This window comes from Sphingopyxis lindanitolerans, from assembly GCF_002993885.1.
Taxonomy (GTDB): Bacteria; Pseudomonadota; Alphaproteobacteria; order Sphingomonadales; family Sphingomonadaceae; genus Sphingopyxis; species Sphingopyxis lindanitolerans.
Window position 1 is genome coordinate 89,155 of sequence record NZ_PHFW01000004.1, and the last position, 12,954, is coordinate 102,108.

At 58.9% G+C, this 12,954-nt stretch carries 16 protein-coding genes; 10 read left to right on the forward strand and 6 right to left on the reverse strand.

Annotation, left to right across the window (positions count from 1 at the left end; translation table 11 throughout):
• Positions 1–92: 92 nt before the first annotated feature.
• Positions 93–494 (reverse strand): helix-turn-helix domain-containing protein, encoded by a 402-nt coding sequence (locus tag CVO77_RS20130; RefSeq protein WP_019053950.1) that lies wholly within the window; start codon positions 492–494, stop codon positions 93–95.
• 513 nt (positions 495–1,007) lie between these two features.
• Between CVO77_RS20130 and CVO77_RS20135 the strand changes: the two genes are divergently transcribed.
• The 8 genes from CVO77_RS20135 to CVO77_RS20170 all read left to right on the forward strand — a co-directional run bounded on the left by CVO77_RS20135 (position 1,008) and on the right by CVO77_RS20170 (position 5,842).
• Positions 1,008–1,247, forward strand: a complete 240-nt coding sequence (locus CVO77_RS20135) for a hypothetical protein (protein WP_019053948.1) — start codon at positions 1,008–1,010, stop codon at positions 1,245–1,247.
• A 178-nt stretch (positions 1,248–1,425) separates the two neighbouring features.
• Positions 1,426–2,193: a GntR family transcriptional regulator gene (locus CVO77_RS20140; protein WP_006954207.1), complete on the forward strand. Its 768-nt coding sequence runs from the start codon at positions 1,426–1,428 to the stop codon at positions 2,191–2,193.
• A gap of 339 nt (positions 2,194–2,532) precedes the next feature.
• Positions 2,533–2,946 (forward strand): antirestriction protein, encoded by a 414-nt coding sequence (locus CVO77_RS20145; protein ID WP_006954205.1) that lies wholly within the window; start codon positions 2,533–2,535, stop codon positions 2,944–2,946.
• 104 nt (positions 2,947–3,050) lie between these two features.
• Entirely contained in the window at positions 3,051–3,314 is a 264-nt protein-coding gene (locus CVO77_RS20150) for a hypothetical protein (protein ID WP_006954203.1), read from the forward strand.
• A 189-nt stretch (positions 3,315–3,503) separates the two neighbouring features.
• Entirely contained in the window at positions 3,504–3,749 is a 246-nt protein-coding gene (kleE, locus tag CVO77_RS20155; RefSeq protein WP_238320177.1) for a KleE stable inheritance protein, read from the forward strand.
• Entirely contained in the window at positions 3,742–4,041 is a 300-nt protein-coding gene (locus tag CVO77_RS20160; RefSeq protein ID WP_019053944.1) for a TrfB-related DNA-binding protein, read from the forward strand. Before kleE ends, CVO77_RS20160 begins: the two co-directional genes overlap by 8 nt.
• Entirely contained in the window at positions 4,038–4,784 is a 747-nt protein-coding gene (locus CVO77_RS20165; protein WP_006954197.1) for a ParA family protein, read from the forward strand. Before CVO77_RS20160 ends, CVO77_RS20165 begins: the two co-directional genes overlap by 4 nt.
• A 2-nt stretch (positions 4,785–4,786) precedes the next feature.
• Positions 4,787–5,842, forward strand: a complete 1,056-nt coding sequence (locus tag CVO77_RS20170; RefSeq protein ID WP_106000987.1) for a ParB/RepB/Spo0J family partition protein — start codon at positions 4,787–4,789, stop codon at positions 5,840–5,842.
• 28 nt (positions 5,843–5,870) lie between these two features.
• Here CVO77_RS20170 and CVO77_RS20175 read toward each other — a convergent pair whose 3' ends face one another.
• Together CVO77_RS20175 and CVO77_RS20180 are read right to left on the reverse strand one after the other, a co-directional pair.
• Positions 5,871–6,737, reverse strand: a complete 867-nt coding sequence (locus CVO77_RS20175; protein ID WP_006953933.1) for a recombinase family protein — start codon at positions 6,735–6,737, stop codon at positions 5,871–5,873.
• A gap of 142 nt (positions 6,738–6,879) precedes the next feature.
• The gene (locus CVO77_RS20180; RefSeq protein WP_021224283.1) at positions 6,880–9,789 is read right to left on the reverse strand and encodes a Tn3 family transposase; all 2,910 of its coding nucleotides are present in this window, start codon (positions 9,787–9,789) and stop codon (positions 6,880–6,882) included.
• Positions 9,790–10,040: 251 nt separating this feature from the next.
• Between CVO77_RS20180 and CVO77_RS20185 the strand changes: the two genes are divergently transcribed.
• Complete coding sequence (locus CVO77_RS20185) at positions 10,041–10,673, forward strand: IncP plasmid survival protein KfrC family protein (protein WP_006954193.1); 633 nt, start codon at positions 10,041–10,043, stop codon at positions 10,671–10,673.
• A gap of 30 nt (positions 10,674–10,703) precedes the next feature.
• Here CVO77_RS20185 and CVO77_RS20190 read toward each other — a convergent pair whose 3' ends face one another.
• The 3 genes from CVO77_RS20190 to CVO77_RS21975 are packed head-to-tail and all read right to left on the reverse strand — an operon-like array spanning position 10,704 to position 12,246.
• Positions 10,704–11,144 (reverse strand): conjugal transfer protein TraM, encoded by a 441-nt coding sequence (locus CVO77_RS20190; protein WP_006954192.1) that lies wholly within the window; start codon positions 11,142–11,144, stop codon positions 10,704–10,706.
• Positions 11,144–11,869 (reverse strand): nucleotide-binding protein, encoded by a 726-nt coding sequence (locus tag CVO77_RS20195; protein WP_006954191.1) that lies wholly within the window; start codon positions 11,867–11,869, stop codon positions 11,144–11,146. The genes CVO77_RS20190 and CVO77_RS20195 overlap by 1 nt, the downstream gene beginning before the upstream one ends.
• Positions 11,866–12,246: a TraK family protein gene (locus CVO77_RS21975; RefSeq protein WP_196805621.1), complete on the reverse strand. Its 381-nt coding sequence runs from the start codon at positions 12,244–12,246 to the stop codon at positions 11,866–11,868. The genes CVO77_RS20195 and CVO77_RS21975 overlap by 4 nt, the downstream gene beginning before the upstream one ends.
• A 320-nt stretch (positions 12,247–12,566) precedes the next feature.
• Here CVO77_RS21975 and CVO77_RS20200 point away from each other — a divergent pair, with 320 nt between their 5' ends.
• The gene (locus tag CVO77_RS20200; protein ID WP_006954189.1) at positions 12,567–12,953 is read left to right on the forward strand and encodes a plasmid mobilization protein; all 387 of its coding nucleotides are present in this window, start codon (positions 12,567–12,569) and stop codon (positions 12,951–12,953) included.
• Position 12,954: the final 1 nt, after the last annotated feature.

Below are 12,954 nucleotides of genomic sequence, written 5' to 3' on the forward strand. Positions count from 1 at the left end.
GCCAAAACAAAATGGACGCAAGGGATATACCGGAATTTTCATGGAGGCAACCAGAACGATTGCAAAGAATTAGGTTCAGATTGGGGGGATTGTCAGGACCGACGCAACTTAGCGTGGGCAGCCTTGTGCCATTGTGCTATCTGAAACGCTTGATGATCCGTGACGATAGCGGAAACGCGCTTATAACCGGGAGGAAGCCCCAGCTTTTTATCTTCTTTTGATAAGGTATCGGCTAGGCTGGCGTCCCAGCCATCGGTGCCGATAGGCGGCGGTTCCAGTAGCGCGACAAGCGGGACTTCCAGAGCATTTGCGATGGCGGCGATTGTTTCGAGCGACGGGTTTCCCTTACCGGCTGTAACGTCAGATACGAAGGACACAGACAGCCCCGCGTTCTCCGCGAGGTCTTTTTTCTTGAGCCGTCTTAAGGCCAAGAAGCGGTTAATGTTAATCGCGAGAACCTTCCGATACACAGGTTCGGTTTCTTTCTTCCGCAAGGGGGTTGGTTTTAGCCGCTAAAATTCCGGGTAGCTGCGGAGGATATGCCGGAGCGCGCGAGAAAGGAAGCGGTATGACGCCGAATATGATTGTTTATAGCATCATTTTTGGACGAGCCGGGCCGAGCGCGCGAGCGCGCATAACGGGTGGCAGCGAACGGATTGAAAGAAGAAAGTGACGCGCGAGAGACAAGATCAGGCTTCCGCGTAATTCTCTTTGGCGTCCATTCCGTAAATGCTCGCAGGATCGAGCGCAGGCCCCAAGATGCTAATTGCCGATCAGATCGCGGCGACCAATTTTGAAAATTACGGCTGTAGCGCGTAGCTCGATAATGTAAGGCTATAGCTTCGATTCTTTCAGTTGGTAGGCCCAAGAAGCCACTCGTTGATGCTCTTGAACTGCGGACTTCGACGTAAACGCAGACCGCTTTTCTATATATGTCTTTCAGTCGCCAGCATATTTTTTCAGCACTGAATTGCCAGAACCTTTAATGTCCTTTAAGCCGGGGCATTATGGCGAATCATACGCAACTCAAACCCTCCACGCTGTCCCAGCGCAAACGCGCCAAGGCACAGAGCGAGCAGGGCTTTAAGCGCATGAGTTTGGCCTTGTCCCCTAAAGCCGTCGAGATCGTGGAGAGGGTGAAAGCCAGCAAGGGATTCACGTCCCGCGAGGCTGCAATCAACGCGATCCTAGAGCGGATCGGGGACGATATGTTTCTGCAACAGGAGTTTCTGGCCGTGAGTGGATAAGAAAATGCCCGGCTCGAAGCCGGGCACCCTCAAAACCGCTTAGTGGGACAGTGCGCCAACACTGAACCTACAGACAATTTCCCACTTAGCGGTTTTCGGACTTCGGTTCAAGGGCGCTTGATTCGCGCAACGGGATTTTTTTGCCTGTCTCCCGGCCCTTCGCAAAGGAGGGACGACGATGAGTGACACCAGAAGAAAAGGGCCGCTGGCGATCGGGGAGCTGACCCAGCAGCTTTTCGGCCGAGCCTATGGCGACCGTAGCCGGGGCGGGAAGCACATCACCAAGGCCCGCGTGCGCGGCGGCAGCAAGGAAGCCGGGAGCGACGTAGAAAAGGGCTTCCTCGCGGCGCGAGACACCAAGACGCGCAAGGGATGCTGGCGTGCGATCAATCTGGCGTTTGAAAAGGGCCGCGCCCTGCGCGCGGAGCTGCGGCGCGAGCCGCGCGAGATAACGCAGTTCGAGCACTATTGCATGAGCATCACCAATTCCACGATCCGGGTGTATCAAGCCCTGTTGCGGATGGAGGAGCGTTTCAGGGGCAACGTGGTGCCCAGCTATGAAATGATAGCCGAATGGGCGACCGTCTCTAGGGCCACCGTCGCAAGGGCCTTGAACGCCCTTACCAGCATCGGCTTGCTGGCGCGCCTGCGGCGCTACGTCCACACCGTCACAGAGGACGGGGCGCGATCAGAGCAGACCTCCAATGCCTATCGGGTGGAATTGCCGAGGATGCTTCTCGAATTGCTCGACCGGCGCAAGCGCCCTGCCCCGGTGCCCGACGACGAGGCCCAGCGCCTACAGGACCGGCTTGAAGATGAGGCTTGGATGCTCTCCCGGTTGAGCAAGGCCGATTACATACGGGAGACGACGACATGCAAGGCCACAGCGGAGGCCCTAATCAGCCTATGGAACGGCATTTGCGCCCGTGATGGCGTTGTTGCCTAGCCGTGAGTCTCATAATGGTTCTGAACCTCCCCTTGAGTTTATTTATCTAAGGTGATGCGGAGTTGCGCTAGTCGCGCAACGCTTAATTGAGACTGTTTGAACACCAAAAAGGGGGTAAGGCTCCGATTTGGGGAGCTGACATGCGTGTCCATTCGGGGCGCGGATAGCGGCACTCTGTAAAACTGCGGGGCAGCGACCAAATATGCCTTGCGATGGAGGCCATTTTAGCGGCTAAAAGATTTTCATGGCGGGCGAGCGTAACTTGACAGCAACCGGGAAACTTCCAATATATCGGATATGGCCGGGCTATGGTGCCAAGGTCGAAACCGGAGAAGTCCGATGAGCAACAGAGAGAGAATTGCCGCCGTGCTGGTTGGCGAAGAAGACCGGATTATGTGCCTGCCCCGGCTGTTCGGGCTGGCGCGCATGATCGAGGTCGAGGCCGTCACCTATGGCTATATGTCCAAGCTATCCGCCGACTACACGGGCGCATATTGGCATTTCTACACCCTATCGAACGGCGGGTTCTACATGGCCCCCGGCGATCAGCCCCAATATCGTCTGGAATGGGACGGCAACGGCTTCTCTGGCGACGTTTCGGCCGACGCGGCGGGCCTTATAGCCACCCTGTTCATGCTGGGGCATATGCACGAAAAATACGGCGAGGATCAATTTGCCCAGCTCTATGCGTGGGCATCTGCCTATGCCGCCCAACATTCGGAAGCGGGGCCGATCGGTGCCGCGCTCGACTAGCGCCACAGGGGGGCAGCGTGCCCCCCTTCCCTTCCCTGCCTATCGGGCATATTCCTCATTCGGCCGCCATGAGGAGCAACGCCAGCGAAGGAACAGACGCGCGCATGATTGATGTTCGGCCAGATTGCCTATTGCCCGCCGATCAGGGGTGGCAGCAGCCGACGCCGGATGAGGTAAGGGCGGTCCTCAAAGCAGCGGACATGACAGGGGGCAGCGCGTCCAAGTTTCTAGGCTTGAGCAATACCCGCGTTATTCGGCGCTGGACGGGCGGCGACGATCAGATTCCCTATTCGGCATGGGCGCTGTTGTGCGCGGCTGCGGGCTTGGGAAATATTTGGGAACACCAGAACGACGATTTTAGCGGCTAAAATTATTGCCGTTCAGACTTTACGGGGGCTTGACACGGTTCGGGATGCTGTCATTATATCGGTTGTGACCGGGCAACCCGCCAAGGTCGAAACCGGAGTATTCCGATGAAGGCGAAAATTCCCCCGCTGCCCGCACGTTTTGCGGTCATGCGGCTTCCCAATCCTCCACCCGCATGGGAGGGCAACCGCGTGGATTACGTCATTGCGGCCGTCTGGACGTTCGGAGTCCTGATCTGGACCGTCGCGCGTTTCATCATCCCGCTTGTCGTCTTCTGGCAGTTCTGCCGGATGCTCTGGTATTGGAACACGCCGGATGTTCATGCCGGTTGGCAGTTCCTCGCCTATTATGCGGTCTATATCGCCCTCTACATCTTCCTTGGCGTCTATGAGCCGAAGCTATACCGCGAGAAGAATCGCGGCAGGCGCAATGGATAAACGCTTGAGCGCGTCGGCCTTTGAGCAAGCTGCTGGACGGCTCAATATCGCGGCGCGTCCGCTCGACATGGCGCGCGCCGTTCTGGTGGACGGCGAGGCCCAATCGGCCGTGGCGAAGCGCGAAGGCGTGTCCCGCAATGCCGTTTGTCTGGCGGTCAACCGGATTTGGAACGCGCATAGCGAGGTTCCCGAAGGTTTCGAGCGTGTGACGGCGATTTTACCGAAACATAAAGCCTTCCTTGTGCGGCAATGGCAGCGCGAGGCGGTGGAAAGATTGGACGCCAAACGATGAAAACACTTGTCATAGCGAACCAGAAAGGCGGCGTTGGTAAAACTTCAACGACCGTTCATCTTGCCTATTACTTCAAAGAACAGGGGTTGAAGGTCGCAGTTATTGACTTGGACACCCAAGGAAATGCCAGCTTCACCCTTGGCGAATATGATAGCGGAGCCTTGGCGAGCGGCCTTTTCGATGCCGTGTCACAATTCGACCTGGCTAACGCCGAGGGGATTGCTGTCTTTTCCGCCGACGCGCGGTTGGCCGATCTTGAGAAACTAGATCTCGGTGCGGCTGCTGGCGCGTTCAAGCGCAGTCTGGCCGTGATCGAGGCGGAAGGCTTTGACGTGTGCCTGATAGATACCCCCCCGTCCCTTGGGGTCCGAATGGCAGCGGCGTTGCTATCGGCCGACTTTGCGGCCTCGCCCATCGAGCTTGAAGCCTACAGTTTGCAGGGCATTGAGAAGATGGTGACGACGATCGCCAATATCCGGCGCGCGAACCCGGCGCTGCAATTCCTTGGCATGATACCGAGCAAGGTTGATGGCCGGAATCCCCGGCACGGGCAGCACCTTGACGAGCTGACCCGTGCTTATCCCCAGTTGGTCATTCCGACGCCGATCGGAAACCGGAGCAGCGTTGCGGACGCGCTGGCGTCGGGCTTGCCGGTTTGGTCGATCAAACGGACTTCGGCGCGGAAAGCGGCGCAGGAAATGCGAGCGATGGCCCGCCACATTCAAGAAAAGATGGAGATTTGACGATGGCCGACAACACCGAGGACAAGAAGCCGGGCAAATCGTCCACCAAAGCCGCGCAGAAGCCCGCGCAGAACGCGGGGCTAGGGTTGGAGGGGTTGGGCGACCTTTCGAGCCTCCTAGCCTCTCCTGCGGCCCCGGAGGGCGGTTCTGGCGCTCCGCTCGAATTGGAGCTGGCGCTGATTGACGAAGACCCGAACCAGCCCCGCAAGCAGTTTGACGAAAATTCGCTGGCGGAAATGGCCGAGACGATCAGGGAGCGCGGCGTGAAGACGCCTATTTCCGTTCGGCCCAATCCCAAGGTGGAGGGGCGCTATCTCATCAACCACGGCGCGCGCCGCTATCGCGCGTCCCTGTTGGCCGAGAAAGTGACAATTCCGGGCTTCATCGACCCCGATTATACCGAGGCCGATCAGGTCATTGAGAATTTGCAGCGGGACGCTCTCACGGCCCGCGAGATTGCCGACTACATCGGCCGCGAGCTGGCCAACGGGAAAAAGAAGGGCGAGATTGCCAAGGCCATCGGGAAATCCCCGGCCTTTGTCACCCAGCACGCGGCATTGCTCGATTTGCCGGAGCCGATCGCCAAGGCGTTCCAGAGCGGGCGTTGCAAGGACGTGACGTTGATCTATGACCTTGTGGGCCTCCACAAGAAGCATAGCGAGGGCGTTGCGCGCTGGCTGGCCGATGCCGATCAGGAGATTACGCGCGGATCGGTGCGGCTCTTGAAGGAGTTCCTTGAGTCCGGCTTGAGCGGCGAGGCCGAGGAGGAATCGGGCGACGACGAGGGCAACGGCGGCGCTAGTGACGACGCCGGGGCCGGAGAGGAGAAGGAACCGAAGGAGGAAGACCCGCTAAAGCTGAAAAAGGCCATTGTGCAGGTTTCTCATAACAAGCGCCCTGCCCGTCTGATCCTGAATAAGCGGCCCTCGCGCGATGGCGTGGCGTGGATCAAGTATGAAGACAGCGGCGAGGAAACCGAGGCCGATCTTGGAAAAGTGCAGCTTCTTGCGCTTCTTGAAGGCCCAGTCGGCCCGAAGCTGCGATTTTGGCCAGGTTGAAGAACGAACACTGAACGCTTGATTGATTCTACCAGGACCGTTGCTGACCACCGACCTCGTAGATATCGGCTTCCATGGAGCAATTGTAGCTCTCTGCGATGTTGAACATCTCGGAGAGGAGGCTTTGGATTTCCTCATCAAGGGAAATGCCATCCGGATCGGGGTCATAGGCGACGGTCAGTTTGTAATCACAATTGCCGTTTTTTACCATGGCGTAGTCGCGTTCCAGCATCGCCTCAATCCGCTCCCGAGCGGGTTTTCTACCTCTTCCACGCTTGTTGAAGTTCTCGATAATCAGATGCAGGGCGATGCTGGCAGTGGGCGGCTTTTCCGGCAGTTTGGTCTGTGACGGAATAATGTCGAGCGCCCGATAGACGGTCATTCGTGAGACCTTCAGGTCGCGGGCAACGCGGGCCTTGCTGGCGCCGGCGGCAAGGCGACGGCGGATTTCATCGTCATCGACGTTCTTCTTCCGGCCTTTGTAAACGCCTTCGGCGCGCGCCGCTTCGATCCCGGCGCGCTGACGATCCTTGATGAACTTCAGCTCCATATCGGCGACCATGCCGAGTATGGTGATGACCATTCGCCCCATGTCGCCCGCCGTCGTCACCTCTGGCTCAAGGATGCGCAGCGAAGCTCCCTTTTCATCAAGCTCATGCACCAGGTTCAGGACATCGCGCGTGGAGCGGCCGAGCCGGTCGAGCCGCAGCACGACCAGCTCGTCGCCGGTGTGCATAAACTGCATGATCGTTTCCAGTTCCGTGCGCCCGCTCCGCGAGGCCCCCGATCCGGTCTCGGAACGGATAATTTCGCAACCTGCATTCTTGAGGCGGCCAATCTGGATATCCAGATCCTGGTCCGTGGTGCTGACGCGGGCATATCCGATACGAGCCAAGTGCAAAATCCGTCACATTAGGGTGGCTCTTGCAGTGTATCGTCACATTGAGCGCAAACCCACCCTTTTGTGACAGACGAATGGTGTCACTCGGCCCTATCACTCTGGGGTGTACCCAAATGTTATAGGCCGATCAGCCGCCTCACGCTGCAAGCCGTCCAAAATCAATCCGGTCGTTCAGGTCGAGGTCGAAGCGGCCATAAGGGTTCACATGACTGTAGATCAACGGCGTGAGACCACGATAATCTTCCGGCGTCATCCGCCCCGCCCACTTCGGCTCAACCAGTACGGTCTGAAGCATGCGGGTGTTCACATACACCAGCGACGCTTGCAGGAGGTGTAGCGCCAGAACGGAGATTTCCTGCTCATGGATGCGGTTGGTGGCGATCTCGCCGCCCTTGCCGAAGAACACGAAACCATTAGCGCCGTTCCAGTTCTCAACCACATTCAGCCCTTCGTGGATCTCGCGGCGGAATGCCTCCTGACGCAAATACCGGCATAGGAAGATTGTTTTGACCGCGCGGCCGAGTTCACTCAGCGCCTTGTAGGTCGGGTGCATCACTTCGGCTCTGGCAAACCGGAGCAGGATCGCTTCCGGATCGGCGGTGCGCGATTGCATGGCAGCGGCATATTTGACCATTTCGTCATATTGTTGCTCGATCTCGTCCCAGTCGATCGGGCTGGAGAGGATCGGCAGTAAATTGGAAAGCCGCGTGCGCATGCCGGCTTGGGGAAGGGCCAGTTTCTGGCGTGCCACTGCTTTCAGCCGCGGGGCAAGCTCAAATCCAAGGAGTCGGCAGAACGCAAAGCCGACTGCGCTCTGGCCGTGGCTATCGACGTACTGGCGCTGGATTTCCATGTCGGTGCAATGGCGTAGCACGCCTTCGATCATGGAGGCGACCTCCGAGGAAGAGCACCGCTTGAGCTGGGAATAAACGCAGGTCGCGCGCTTCTCCACATGCCAGTAGATCATGACGCCACGGCCGCCATAGCGGGCGTGCCATTCCGTCATCAGGTTGCGGTCCCACGCGCCGAACTTCGTTGAATCGGACGCGCATGCCGTGCCCGCATCTCCCCATACTGCGGCATTGCGGATTGCCAGTGTCGCGTTTGCTACCCGCGCGCACGCCTCCCTCAGCGCTGGCGCGTGGATGAAACGGCGATGGACATGCAGCAATTCCTCGTAACTGACATCGGGTGTTGCGCCAGCGACCCGCTTGAGCCCGGCGTTCGTGCCCAAGCCATAGAGACACAGCAAAAGACGCTGAGCCAAGGCTGCTTTCGACAGGGTAACCCGCGAGGCCGACGTTTCGAAAGCATCCATCAATCCCGTGTCCAGAGCAGCCTCTTTCAACACGTCCAGCAGTCCGGTCATCGGCCAGCGCTGACCGATCTCGCTTTTGATCGAAGCGAGACCCTTCGGTTCGGGCAAGGGCTTGAACGGTGTAATCGATATCCGGTTGTCGCCGCGCCACAGGAGCCGGACCTTGTCGTTTTGTGGAATATTGGCATTGAGGAGCAACAGTTCCCGTTCAAGCTCCTCCCGGATCGAGGCGCAAAACGCCTGCGCATCTGGCGTCAGGCTGAGGCCGGAATAGTACGCATCTCGCCTGATCTCGAAGTCCTTGGGAAGATCGTCATCGGGATTGCGATAGCGATCCGCCCCGACCACCCAGATTTCTTTGGAGCGGATGCGGTCGCGCAGTTGCGTCAGGACGCAAAGCTCATAGCTGATCCGGTTTACCCGCCCATCGTCATCAATGACGGAACTGCGCCATCGCGCTGGAATCACCTCATCGATCGGAACATCCTGCAATGGCACGAAGCGGCATCCGCCATCCACCTTGCTCCTGATCCAGTCGAGGGCCGCCAGGACCGGCCGCCACACCGCGTTGTTCGACCGGAACTCAAGTACGGAAAGCAGGCTTGGCAGCATGCGCCGGTAATGATTGGCCCAGGAACCACGCATCACCTTGTAGATGCGCCGGTCCAGAGCGCCCTTCGCATGGCTCTCCTTGACGATCGCCGCCAGCTTGGCCTTACCGGCGATCGGGAAAATGACATCGCAGATGCGCCCCGATGGTTCATTGATCGAGGCGCTGGCGATCTCGACCAGCAGGCGCTCCTTTCCATAGACCCGCTCGATGTCTTTCGCGATATCGCCCACCACCTTGCGTTTCGAGCGCGTTCCGATCTTGTGAACGGTTTCGATCAGCAGGTCGATCATCGCGTCAGTGAGTTGCGCCTCCCGCGACATTAGATAAATCGCATAAAGGCCGAGCTGTCGCGCCGGCGCATGCCGGCGCATCTCCGAGGCCTTTTCACCGGCAACGCGGCGAACAATCTGATCGACCCATGGCTTGCCCGTAGCCGTCAGGAGATCATGGGGAAGATCAAGTCTCTGGATAAAGGCGAGTTTCTCGGTCACGTCGAGAATGTTGTCGAGCGTTGCCTGTCCGGCGTCACCCTTCATCCTGTTGAATCCGGTCGAGCTGTCCGGATCGGCAAGCGAGGCTTCCAATAACGCCACCGCATCTGACGAAAGCCGATCACTGGCTCCGATCAGCCAGGTGTCCAGATAATCTTGCCGTTGTGAGCGAACGACACGTTCAAGCTCCTTGCGCGACGGCCCATAAATACGCCGGTCCCGGCACCACAGGAAAACATGCTCAAGCATGGCATTGATCGACTGGCCGCCCGGGCACAGCTCGCCAGCAATCCATTCCGTCAATTGCGCGCGATCCACCCGCTTCATGCGGTGATATCCAAGATGGATCAGGATCTCCGCACAATGCCGTCGTGCTGTCCGACTGGAAAAGTCATAACCGGCTATCTCGCCAGCCTCGACACCGAGTTGCTCGGCCAGATACGAGAGGCCATCGGTAGGGATTGAGCCGGGATCGATCGCGAAAAACCCCAGGGAAGCGAAGAATTTCAGCTGCGCGGCGAGGCCAAGGCGCGTCAGGGCCGGCTTCGAATTTACAAAATCAATATCGGCAAAGCTCAGGCTCCATCGTCCGATCAAATCCCCGCCCGGAATACTCCGATCCATCAACCCACTCCCTATGATGGAGCGAACTGTCCTCTTCTATGATTTCCATCGTCAATACCGAATGCCACGTTCCCAAAACGTTCTCCGACTTGGCCAAAATCGCAGCTTGGGGCCGACTGGGCCTTGAAGGATAGTCCCCTCCCCTGCCCAGCCTTACAGGCCCCGCTTGTGCGGGGCCTTTTTTATGGCGCGAGAGGTAAGAAAATCGGATATAGTGCAAGCTAGAAATTTTAGCCGCTAAAGGAACGGCCATGCAGGACACGCCGATTGCAGACCCGGACAAGTTTTCACTGGACGAGGGAACGGGCGACCCACAGGCCGACGCCGACCGGCTGTTAGACGAGGCGCGCACGCTGGATAGTCAGGAAACGGCAGCTATCGCCACCGCGCCAACCGAGGAAACCTATAACGCCCAGCTACAGACGGTCATTGAGGAGAAGGTTGAACAGGCGAACCAGATCGAGGACCGCCTAGAAAGCATGATGGAGCAGCAAACCGCCCGTTTGCAGCAAATCCAGCAGCAGCCCCCCGGCTTCCTGTCCCTGCCCGGCAAGCGCCAAGCATGGCAGGCCCGGATTGCCAACGCGCAAGCGGCCGTGCAGCGGATCGCGGTAAGGCTGGAAGCCGTGCGCGAAATCCGCGACGGCATGGCCGTTCACGGCCCGCGCGTGGAGACGATCGCAGCGGCCAAGCTCGAATATCGAGAGCCGAAACTTGTCGATGATTTCGAGGAGCTGATGCAGGCACGTCGGTTGCATGAGCTGCACATGCGCGCGGAGCGGGAGAAAGAACAGATCAGGGAAAAGACGATCGAGCGCGGCGCGGACGATCGGAAACCGGCAGGCCGCACGCTCGCGCGCGGATTGGCGAGAGATGGGGGATAGTGCGACATGGGGGAGGGGCCTTCGCTGGCGTCAATGATGGAACAGGGCGGCGGCCAACACTACCAGCGCCGCGATCAGCGTCAGGCCCGACGCTAGGAGATTGCGGTTAGCGACGGCCCGGCCATCGTTTAGGGGCTTTTGCAGCCCCGTCCCGATATGCTCCCCCACTTCCTTGATGATCGCCTTCGCTGCGGCCCCCATACGCTCGTTCATGGCGGCTTCCGAGGCGTCCAGCGCCGCGTTCAGCACCGATTCCGCCTTGTCGGTGATAGCAATCGACCAACGATTGCTCATGTCTTCCAGCTCGCTTTTGAACGCCTTTAGTTGCTCCTCCTGCGCATCGGCGCTTTCGCCCAGCAACATCGCGTTGATGGTTTGCAGGATCATCAAGGGATCATCGGCGGACAGCGTGACCCCGTGCTGGCGCGAGATTTCCGCGATCAGCGCCGCGATTTTTTCGTGATCGGCCATTACACGACCTTAGCCTTGTCGAGTTCAGCAAAGACCGCATCACGAACGCGGCCGAGGCGGTGACGCTGCATCAGGGCTATGTCGCCATCGGCAAGCGTTTCCTCAAAAGTCTTGCGTGCGGCCAGCATGTCCCGAACGTCCGCCCCGAAGGTTTCCTTTCTCAGATCGGGGAGGGTGACGATCGCGGCGACCCGATCCTTTAGCTCCCGGTAGGCTTTGAGCTGTTCAAAACTCTTACCCTCTGCCTCGACAGGCCCATGATAGGGGTTGAGCCACACGACGATTGCAGCCGGATCGGGGAAGGCTTCGGCTACCGAGGCGAAGCCTTGAAGCGTGTCGATCAGCGATTGCCCGCCTACGATAATGGTATGCAGGACGAGCTTATGGCCCAGATCGGCAATCACGTCAGGCGCACCGTTGTCGAACATATAGGAGGATAGGGCGCTGTAGCTGCTCGCGCCGCTGTCAATGACCACCGATTCCTTGGAACCGGCGATCATTTCCATCATGGCGTCGAATTTGCGCGGGTTTATGTCGCCGTTTTCCAGCAGCTCGACCTTGGACACGTTGAGGGACTGAAACCCGGCAAGGGTGGCGTTGATCGGATCGGTATCAATGCAGAGCGGGCTTTCGCCTCGCTTGGTCAGATATTGGGCCAGCATCGAGGCGGCGAGCGACTTGCCCACACCTCCCTTGCCCTGCAAAACTATGTGGACGTTGCTCATACCAAATCCTCTTTGTTCGGAGTGGCCGGGTGATTGAAGCGCGCCGGTTTGGGCCGGGGCGGCGGATCAGCTTCGGCCGAGGCCGTTGCTGATCGGGAAGGGGAGGGGGGCGCTGGAGGTGCCTTGGGCGGTTCCCCGGTAGCTGGCGCGCGATACCGGCGAACGTATTTGGCGAACCACGCATAGCCGAAGCTAATGCGGCCTTCCTCCGTCAGCAGCTCCCATATGCCGCGCACCGGCCATCCTTCCGCAAGGGCTGCATCTATGTCCGATCGAGCGGCGAGGAATTGCGCGAGGTTCCGGTTTTTGCCCCCCGGCTCCCGTGAGGCCGCCCGTTCGCGCAATCGCTCCGTGAAGGATTTCCCGCTGTCTGTCATTTCCACCTACGATATTTTTCGGCGCATAATCGGCTATAAAGCGTTCATAAACCGGCCACGAACCGATGAACTCCCGCTATATCGTATTTTTCTGCCAGATTAGGCCGTGTGGCGCTAGATATTTTCGGGGGTGAACGATATATGATCGTTCCAGCAACAGTTTCTATTTGGCGTCTAAACGTCGAAGACGGGGCAGGATAGGTAATGGAGGCATCCACGCAAGCGCGGACACCCCCATTACTCCCCTTATTCGCACCGGGGGCGCTCAACGGGAATCCTGCTCTGCGAGGCCCGCCGCTACCGCGTCGAAAGGGAGAGAGTTGAACGACAAGCCCAAGGCCAAACGCGAGCGGCACCACGTCAAGATATGGTGCAGCGCGGAGGAGAAAGCGGAGATCGAAGCCGCCGCGCAGGCAACCGGCTTGAGCGCATCCACCTATCTCCGCGTCCTTGGATTAGGGCATGAGCCGCGCCCTCTGATCGACATAGAACAGGGGCGCGAGTTGGTGCGCGTGAATGGCGACCTTGGCCGCCTTGGCGGCCTGTTGAAGCTATGGCTTACCGACGACGCCAAGTTGGAGGAGATGGCCCCGGAGCGGATGCCGGTTATCATCCGGGGCGTGCTGGCCAAAATCGAGGCCAATCAGGAGGAGTTATCCGGCATCATTCGGAAGGTCTTGCGCTCCCGGCAAGATTTTAGCGGCTAAA